Source organism: Flavobacterium sp. LC2016-12 (genome assembly GCF_015351595.1).
Taxonomy (GTDB): Bacteria; Bacteroidota; Bacteroidia; order Flavobacteriales; family Flavobacteriaceae; genus Flavobacterium.
The window spans coordinates 163,914-172,889 of the sequence record NZ_JADKPT010000012.1 but is presented as its reverse complement, the minus strand read 5'-3'; the positions used below and the strand labels follow the sequence as shown (position 1 = coordinate 172,889).

The window sequence follows — 8,976 nt, the reverse complement described above, 5'->3', positions numbered from 1 at the left end:
GTTTTGCGGGGTGCAAATGTAACATCTGTTTTCAAATCTCACAAGCTTTTTTGAATCTTTTTTGAAAATATTTTTTCAGTTTTAATTCGTCTGCTTGTCAGTATTTCAGTGAACGTCTATCGCTGTTGCGGGTGCAAAAGTACCACCTTTATTGAGTTCTGCAAGCTTTTTCTATGAGTTTTTTTGATCTTTTTTAAAACTTTTTCTTAACACTCTGATAACTCAAAACTTAGCTTTTGAAGTTTTTTGTCATTTATAAGAATATTCCGTAGTGTTTGTGTTTGTCTCAATTCTTTTATTTCCTGAACTATCATTTTTATGGACTTCACACAGCAATACATTCTTTTCTGAGAACTTTACAACATATCGCGTTACTCTTCTTTTTGACCTTTTACATCTGTATAAACCCTTTTTTGGTCTTTGCCACGAAGATTCTAAGACACAAAGTCTCTTTTCATGCCTTTGGTTACGTTATAAAATTTCATTCTATACTTATATATAAGAAACACCTCTCTTGAAAACGACTCCCCTAGCCCCGATAGAAGCGAAAATCCTTTTGTGGTGGGGTTCACCACAAAAGATTGTAGCGGATAGCGGGAAATAGCTCCTTATTAAAACACTAATTCTTCCCTAAAGAATCCTTGCTATATAATATAGTAGAAATTCCACCTCATATATATGTACAAAACAGCATCAGATTAAGAATCACATTTATTCCTAATACATATATAGTATAAACATTCATTTATATATTGTATGTATTTTAGTAATGCGCTATATTTGCATTCACAAAATTATAAACAATGATTAAGATTACTTTACCCGACGGGTCAATTAGAGAGTTTGCTTCAGGCGTAACTCCGATGGAGGTTGCTAAAAGCATTAGTGAAGGATTTGCAAGAAACGTGATTTCAGCATCCTTTAATGGTACAACAATAGAAACCGAAACTCCATTGACGACCGACGGTAGTCTTATTTTATATACTTGGAATGATGCGGAAGGTAAAAAAGCTTTTTGGCATTCTACTTCGCACGTAATGGCGCAAGCACTTGAAGAATTGTATCCAGGAATCAAATTAACTCTTGGACCTGCGATTGCTAATGGCTTCTATTATGATGTGGATTTTGAAGATCAAAAAATCGTAGAAGCTGACTTTAAAAAGATCGAAGATCGTGTTCTTGAGATTTCAAGAGAAAAACACGAATTTAAAATGCGTCCGGTTAGTAAGACTGATGCGCTAGAAATGTATAAAGATAACGTTTACAAGACTGAATTGATTTCGAATCTTGAAGACGGAACTATCACTTTTTGCGATCACGCTACTTTTACTGATTTATGTAGAGGTGGACATATTCCGAATACCGGAATCATCAAGGCTTTTAAAATCATGAGCGTTGCCGGAGCTTATTGGAGAGGTGACGAAAAGAATAAACAGTTGACTCGTGTTTACGGAACATCTTTCCCTAAACAAAAAGATTTGACTGAATATCTTGAACTTCTTGAAGAAGCAAAACGTCGTGATCACCGTAAATTAGGTAAAGAACTTGAATTGTTTGCTTTCTCACAGAAAGTCGGACAAGGCTTGCCTTTATGGTTACCAAAAGGTGCTGCACTTAGAGATCGTTTAGAGCAATTTTTAAAGAAAGCTCAGAAAAAAGCCGGATACGAACAAGTAGTTACTCCACATATTGGACAGAAAGAGCTTTATGTAACTTCTGGTCACTATGCGAAATATGGCGCAGATAGTTTTCAACCAATCAATACTCCAGCTGAAGGTGAAGAGTTTTTATTGAAACCTATGAACTGCCCTCACCACTGTGAGATCTACAACGTAAGACCTTGGTCATATAAAGATTTACCAAAGCGTTATGCTGAATTTGGCACAGTATACAGATATGAACAATCTGGTGAATTGCATGGTTTGACTCGTGTAAGAGGGTTTACTCAGGATGATGCGCATATTTTCTGTACTCCGGAACAATTGGATGAAGAGTTTAAAAAAGTAATTGACTTAGTACTTTATGTATTTGGTTCTTTAGGATTTGAAAACTTTACAGCTCAAATTTCGTTGAGAGATCAGGAAAACAGAGAAAAATATATCGGTTCTGATGAAAATTGGGAGAAAGCTGAAAATGCGATTATCAATGCTGCAGCAGACAAAGGATTGAATACTGTAGTAGAATATGGCGAGGCGGCTTTTTACGGTCCGAAGCTTGACTTTATGGTAAAAGATGCTTTAGGAAGACAATGGCAATTAGGAACTATTCAGGTGGATTACAACTTGCCTGAGCGTTTTGAATTGACATATAAAGGTGCTGATAATGAATTACATCGCCCAGTAATGATTCACAGAGCTCCTTTTGGATCTATGGAACGTTTTATAGCAATTTTACTAGAACACACAGCAGGAAATTTCCCACTTTGGTTAATGCCGGAACAGGCTATAATCTTGTCTTTGAGCGAGAAATACGAAATTTATGCTAAAAAAGTTTTAGATTTGCTAGAAAATCACGAAATTCGCGCCCTAATTGACAACAGAAGCGAGACAATTGGTAAGAAAATTAGAGATGCAGAAATGCAAAAAATACCATTTATGCTGATTGTTGGTGAGGAAGAAGAGAAAAACGGAACGATTTCTATTCGTCGTCACGGTCAGGAAGGAAAAGGGAATATTACAGTTACAATTGATGAATTTGTCGCAATTGTAGACGAAGAAATAAAAAAGACATTAAAAGTTTTTACAGTTTAACTTAAATTATAAAGTCATAGCAATAAGAAGCAACAGAGGTTATCAACCTCGAGTAGAAAAAAAGGATGCACACAGAATAAACAATAATATTCGTGGTGTACAAGAAGTAAGATTAGTAGGTGAAAACATCGAGCCAGGTGTATTTAAGCTTGCTGAAGCTTTACGTTTAGCAGATCAATTCGAATTGGATTTGGTTGAAATCTCGCCAAACGCTGAGCCGCCGGTTTGTAAAATCATGGATTACAAGAAATTTGTTTACGAACAAAAGAAACGTGATAAGGTTTTAAAAGCTAAGTCTACGCAAGTTGTAGTAAAAGAAATTCGTTTTGGTCCTCAAACTGATGAGCATGATTACGAATTTAAAAGAAAGAATGCCGAGAAATTCTTGAAAGAGGGTGCTAAATTAAAAGCATTCGTATTCTTTAAAGGACGTTCTATTATCTATAAAGATCAGGGACAGATTTTATTACTACGTTTGGCTACAGATTTAGAAGAACATGGTAAAGTGGAAGCTATGCCAGTTTTAGAAGGAAAGAGAATGATCATGTTCATTGCTCCGAAGAAAAAGAAATAAGTCTTAAAGTCGAAAGTCTTAAAATTGAAAGTCATAAAGTGACTTTCAATTTTTGACTTTTAAACTTTCAGACCAAGATATAAGTAAGTAAGAATAAATTAAAACACTAGGAAAAATGCCTAAAATGAAAACAAAATCTAGCGCCAAGAAACGTTTTAAAGTTACTGGTTCTGGAAAGATTAAAAGAAAGCATGCTTTTAAAAGTCACATCTTGACTAAAAAATCTAAAAAACGTAAATTAGCTTTGACTCACTCAGCGCTAGTTCACTCTACAGATATGAAAAGCATCAAACAACAATTAAGAATTATCTAATAATTCTTTAGGTTAAAAAATTATTTATATAACCTTGGAGTATGGCTTTTAAGTTCCTTTGATTCAATTCAGGACGCCTGCTACAAAAACACATTAAAATTATGCCAAGATCGGTAAATTCAGTTGCTAAAAGAGCAAGAAGAAAAAAAATAATGAAGCAAGCCAAAGGTTTCTTTGGTAGACGTAAAAACGTTTGGACAGTTGCTAAGAATGCAGTAGAGAAAGCAATGTGCTACGCTTACCGCGATAGAAAACAAAACAAAAGAAATTTCCGTGCATTATGGATTCAACGTATCAACGCTGGAGCTAGATTGGAAGGAATGTCTTATTCTCAATTCATGGGGAAAGTAAAAGCTAACGGAATCGAATTGAACCGTAAAGTTCTTGCAGATTTAGCTATGAACCACCCTGAAGCTTTCAAAGCAATACTTAATAAAGTAAAATAAACGTTTTATAAACTCAATTTAGATTACTTACTTATCATAGAAAAACCATTCGCATTGCGAGTGGTTTTTTGTTTTACAACAGCTTGTATTTTTTCATCTTTTATAAATTGAATTTTAAAGTACATTTGTATTAAATCAAATCCATATGCACGAAGCACTTTTTCGACATATTGAAAAATTCATCAACTTAGAACCTTCGGAGATCGATACTTTAGAATCGTGCTTACAACTTTCTAAAGTAAAAAAGAAAGAACATCTTTTAAAAGAAGGACAGGTTTGCAATACCATGTATTTTGTTGTCAAAGGCTGTATAAGACAATATATCATAAACACGAAAGGAAGTGAACAAACACTTCAATTTGCAATTGAGAACTGGTGGATTACTGATTTATTAAGTTATCATAATCACACGCCTTCTAATTTCTACATTCAGGCTGTGGAGAACTCAGAAATCATTGCAATAGAAAAACCTACATTGGAAGCCTTACTGATTCAAATTCCGAAATTAGAGCGTTACTTTAGAATCGTATCGCAAAAGTCATTTGGAGCTATGCAAATGCGAATTAAATTCTTGTTTACTATGTCAGCTGAGGAACGATACCATCATTTCAATGATCACTTTCCTGAATTTGTACAGCGTGTTCCACAATATATGATTGCATCTTACTTAGATTTTTCAGCCGAATTTATGAGTAAAATCAGAGCTGGAAAAGTATGACTTTGATTTCTTGAAGTAGTTCAAGTTTTTTTAAGCAGACATACAGGAACTTTGTATCAAACTTTTAAAAACACACAAAATGAAACCAAGAATCGTTATCCCAACAGTTGCCCCACAAGCTTATCAAGCAATGATGAATTTAGAAAAGTACATTTCTACAACTTCATTAACACCAGTCCATAAAGAATTAATTAAAATTCGTGCATCACAAATAAATGGTTGTGCCTATTGTATTAACATACATACAGCAGATGCCAGAAAATATGGTGTCAGTGAACAGCGTATTTATTTATTAAGTACCTGGCGTGAAGCTGATGTTTATTCTGAAGAAGAAAAAGCAATTTTAGCCTTAACAGAACAAGTAACAATGATCAGCAATCATGTTTCTGAAGAAGTTTATCAAAACGCCGCTAAATTATTTGATGAAAAATACCTTGCAGAAATCATTATGATGATCATTACCATTAACGCCTGGAATCAAATTGGAATTACCACAGGAATGCGAGCAGTATAATTTTATAAAGATAAATTTTACAACATTTTAGCTAATACATGTCCTCCTACCAGAGGACTTGTTTGTATCTACTTGTAAATGAGAGCCACAAAATCTTAATTCTTGCAATAATTTAAAATACCTTATTTATAGGTGTACGTAAGAACGAAAATTTTCTATTTTTGGTACATGACTACAAAAAGGCCTCAGATAAATCTATTTATTATACTACTATTTCTTATCTTATTTTCTTGTCAAAAAAGGAAAGAGACCTCTAATGCTGTACCTAAAAATACTAAGAGCCAAGTTATAAAACTTACTGTTATAGCTGACAGATTTTATGATGATAAAAAATTTGATAGCGCATTTTACTATTATAACAAAATAAAGTCAATATGTCATCCTATTACCGATTCTGAAAATTTTATCAGTACATTAAACAACATAGCCGAAATTCAGCGCTATCATGGAGATTATGACGGAAGTGAATTAACATTAACAGAGGCTATACCTTACTTAAAATATGTAAAAAAACAAAAACACATCTGGAACAATTATATAGAATTTGGAAACACTTACCTAAGTAAAGGTGATTATGGAAATGCCAATTTATATTATAATAAAGCTTTAGAATTAAAAACAAGCGAGTGGAGAAAATTAAGTGCAGAAAATAATATAGCCGTTGTTTTACTAGAACAACATAAATATAAGGAAGCACTTCAGATTTATCTTCGTTTAAGCAAGGAAAAGGAAATAATTGAAGTTACTGAAAACTATGCAAAAGTATTAGATAATATAGGTTTTTGCTATTTCAAAATTGGAGATATTCAGGCAGTTTCTTATTTCAACAAGGCTTTACAATTAACCAATAAAATAAACGATAATTGGGAGTCAGCAAAAGTTAATCTTCATCTTGCCAAATTTTACTATCCTAATAACGTTGACTCATCTACAAAATATGCCTTGGTCAGTTATGACAAATATACTTCTGTTCATGATGTTGATGGCAGAATGTCGGCACTAAAGCAATTAATAGCTAATACTAAAGATCATGAATTAAAAAAATACTCTCTTTTATACATTAAAGTAAACGATAGTATTACAGAAGTAAGACAAAAAGCAAAAAATCAGTTTGCAAAAATTAAGTATGACTCTAAAAAAGAAAAAGAAGAAAATTTAAAATTAAAAACCCATAAAGCTGAGAACGAATTACAGCTTGAAAGACAAAAAAATCGAAACATCATTTCTTACATTTTAATTGTTTTAAGTTTAAGTTTGATTGTTGTTCTATATTTCTACCTAACATCAAGAGGTAATAGAGAAAAAATTGAAGCCACTTATAAAAGTGAAACAAGAATAGCAAAGAAACTACATGATGAACTTGCAAATGATATATACCACACAATGGCTTTTGCCGAAAATAGAAATCTTTCGATAGTCGAGAATAAAGAACAGCTTTTAATTAATTTAGATGCAATTTATTCACGAACAAGAGATATTTCAAAGGAAAACAGTCCAGTAATAACCAATGAAAAATATACTTTCTACTTAAAAGAAATGATTTCTGGTTTCAATACTTCAAACATTAATTTTATCTTAAATGATATAGAATCTGTTCCATGGAACGAAATAGAAAAAAACAAAAAAATCACTATCTATCGAATTCTACAAGAGTTGCTTGTAAATATGAAAAAACATAGTAGTGCAACTTTAGTAGGTATCAATTTCAAAAAAACAGACAAAAGCGTTATTATAAATTATACTGATAATGGGAAAGGTATTGATATTAATAATATGATTTTCAAAAATGGCTTACATAATGTCGAGAACCGTATCCTTAGCATAAAAGGAGAGATCGACATTGATACTGAGCCCAATAAAGGATTCAAAGTTTTTATTAAATTTCCTCTATAGATGAGAGAACAATACTTAACTTTTTCTCATAAAAAAAAAATAAAATACCTAATAATAATACTTTCTCTATTATTAGTGTGCTTATTTATACATTTTTGTCAAAGCAAGACGATAACTAAATCTAAACCAGATCTCACCGAAAAAATAAAAAGATTAACTGACAGCGCTGATATCTATTTTGACAATAATAAACAAGATAGTGCTTTTTACCTTTATACTAAAGTTAAAGCACTTTGCGACCCTAAAACAAACACCACTGATTATGTATATGCTTTATCATGTATTGCTGAAATTCAGCAAGATCAATGCGATTACATAGCTAGCGAAGCAAGTGCAACTGAAGCTTTGCCTTATCTAAAAGAAATCAAAAATCCTCGTTATTCCTGGATTGTATACAATCTTTTAGGAATAAGTTATACTCATAGCTATGATAACAAAAATGCAATTTTATATTTCAAGAAAGCTATTAAGTTAAAGACGAGTACTTGGCGAAAAAGTCTTGCCATAAACAACTTAGTCGTCGTTTACATGGAGCAACACAAATACAGAGAAGCTGCAATTCTTCTTAATATTTTAGCATCTCAAAAAAGAATATCCAGTTATGATGCGGCAAATAATAATGACCATGCTTATATCATAGACAATCTGGGCTTTTGTTATTACAAACTTGGAGACTCAAAAAAAGCATTAGACTGCTATTATGAAGGATTGAAAATAAGATTACAATATAAAAACAACGACGGCTTATCGACCTCTTTAAAACATCTCTCTTTATTTTTTCAAAAAAGTAACCCAATCTTAGCAAAAGAATATGCCAAACAAGCATATAACAATGCTTTACAAATAAATAATGTAGGCGAAAAGATCAGTAGTTTAGCATTACTTGTAAAAACTAGTGATGGAAGTGATTTAAAAAAATATTCGTTAGAATATATACAACTTACAGATAACTTGCACATAGCGCAGAAAAAAACAAAAAATCAATTTTCTAACATTAAATATAATTTTAATAAAGACAAAGCAGAAAATTTACAGCTAAAAGCTTTAAAAACAGAAACTAAGATACAATTGGAAAGACAGAAAAACCGGATTATCATTTCCTATTTAATAATAGCATTTGTTTTAGGACTCTTTTTATTCCTCTATTTTTATTTAACCTCAAAAGGGAGAAAAGAAAAAAATGATGCCATTTTTAGCAGTGAGATACGAATATCAAAGAAATTACATGACGAACTTGCTAATGATGTTTATCAAACCATAGCTTTTGCCGAAACTAAAGATCTTGAACAAGATGAAAATAAAGAAAAATTACTAAACAATCTGGATACTATTTATTTCAAAACAAGAAATATTTCAAAAGAAAATAGCAATATCTGCACAGATAAAAATTACCCACAAGCAGTAAAGGAAATGATCCTGGGGCATAAAGCCGCAGAAATTAATATCTTGATAAATGGTTTTGATACTATTCGTTGGAATGAAATAGAAAAGAATAAAAAAATAATTCTTTACAGGGTTTTGCAAGAATTTTTTGTGAATATGAAAAAACACAGCGAAGCAACACTCGCTAGCATTTCCTTTAGCATAAAGAATAAAAATCTACACGTTACTTACATTGATAATGGAGTAGGAATTAAAAATAACACATTAATTTTAAAAAATGGCCTCCAAAATGTGGAAAGCCGTATTAAAACTATTAATGGAACTATTATTTTTGGTAATAATTCACAAAAAGGTTTTAAAATAAGTTTCACTTTCCCTTTATAAA

8 protein-coding genes are annotated in these 8,976 nt (G+C 31.8%); all 8 read left to right on the top strand.

The genetic code is table 11. From position 1 onward, the window contains the following. Positions 1-803: 803 nt before the first annotated feature. The 8 genes from thrS (at position 804) to IRZ99_RS17555 (ending at position 8,975) form a co-directional block, all read left to right on the top strand. Positions 804-2,750 carry a threonine--tRNA ligase gene (gene thrS, locus IRZ99_RS17590; protein ID WP_194658490.1) on the top strand — a complete coding sequence of 649 codons (1,947 nt, stop codon included), beginning with the start codon at positions 804-806 and terminating at the stop codon, positions 2,748-2,750. Between the two features lie 22 nt (positions 2,751-2,772). Then, positions 2,773-3,324 (top strand): translation initiation factor IF-3, encoded by a 552-nt coding sequence (infC, locus tag IRZ99_RS17585; RefSeq protein WP_072974136.1) that lies wholly within the window; start codon positions 2,773-2,775, stop codon positions 3,322-3,324. Between the two features lie 115 nt (positions 3,325-3,439). Beyond that, positions 3,440-3,637, top strand: coding sequence for a 50S ribosomal protein L35 (gene rpmI / locus IRZ99_RS17580; RefSeq protein ID WP_007810722.1), 198 nt, complete (start codon positions 3,440-3,442; stop codon positions 3,635-3,637). A gap of 101 nt (positions 3,638-3,738) precedes the next feature. Then, positions 3,739-4,083: a 50S ribosomal protein L20 gene (rplT, locus tag IRZ99_RS17575; protein ID WP_007810721.1), complete on the top strand. Its 345-nt coding sequence runs from the start codon at positions 3,739-3,741 to the stop codon at positions 4,081-4,083. A gap of 145 nt (positions 4,084-4,228) precedes the next feature. After that, positions 4,229-4,801, top strand: a complete 573-nt coding sequence (locus IRZ99_RS17570) for a Crp/Fnr family transcriptional regulator (RefSeq protein WP_194658489.1) — start codon at positions 4,229-4,231, stop codon at positions 4,799-4,801. 79 nt (positions 4,802-4,880) lie between these two features. After that, positions 4,881-5,315 carry a carboxymuconolactone decarboxylase family protein gene (locus tag IRZ99_RS17565; protein WP_194658488.1) on the top strand — a complete coding sequence of 145 codons (435 nt, stop codon included), beginning with the start codon at positions 4,881-4,883 and terminating at the stop codon, positions 5,313-5,315. Positions 5,316-5,483: 168 nt separating this feature from the next. Beyond that, entirely contained in the window at positions 5,484-7,208 is a 1,725-nt protein-coding gene (locus tag IRZ99_RS17560; protein ID WP_194658487.1) for a tetratricopeptide repeat-containing sensor histidine kinase, read from the top strand. Further along, entirely contained in the window at positions 7,209-8,975 is a 1,767-nt protein-coding gene (locus IRZ99_RS17555) for a tetratricopeptide repeat-containing sensor histidine kinase (protein ID WP_194658486.1), read from the top strand. It abuts the gene before it with no gap. Position 8,976 lies beyond the last annotated feature (1 nt).